We start from the raw sequence: 530 nt of genomic DNA, 5'->3' as shown, positions 1-530 counted from the left end.
GAAAACCATTATTGCTGAGTTTTACTGTTTCATTGCCATAGAACATCCCTCTGAATGATTTTGATATAGCCTTTGTAACCGGAGTTTTTGTTTCTTCCACAGGAGATACAGCTTTTTGTGGCATATTCAGTATTGGCTCAGAGGTTCTGATATTTAATAATTCCTCGTCAATGCTTTCATTAATGCTCTTTATTTTGTCTGTGTAGCGATTAAACTGTCGCTCCTGTTCCTTTGTCAAACTTCCACCCGCTTTTTCCGCTTCGTTTAAAATAGCTTCTGCTTTCTCCACCAATTGCTTTTTTTCATGTACCAAATCTGCTATAAATCTCATGCTTAAATCCTCCATTTTCTTAATATTTTTTTGTAAATATGGTCTGGGGTTAATACCCCGTTTGAATCTGCATTTTTTCACGCGGCGCTGCCAGCCCGTTGTCTTTATGCTTTGCTGTAGAGATTTGACCTCCCCCTCCCTCTAAATCAGGATACTGAGAGTTTACTGACGAACTGACTCTTACTGACTCTTTTTTCAC

General features: G+C 38.7%; 1 pseudogene. It reads right to left on the bottom strand.

From position 1 onward, the window contains the following. Positions 1–331, bottom strand: a pseudogene (locus tag JCM21531_RS17445) (phage major capsid protein); the annotation flags it as partial. Positions 332–530: the final 199 nt, after the last annotated feature.

Source organism: Acetivibrio straminisolvens JCM 21531 (genome assembly GCF_000521465.1).
GTDB lineage: Bacteria > Bacillota > Clostridia > Acetivibrionales > Acetivibrionaceae > Hungateiclostridium > Hungateiclostridium straminisolvens.
This window is presented reverse-complemented; position numbering and strand designations above follow the sequence as displayed.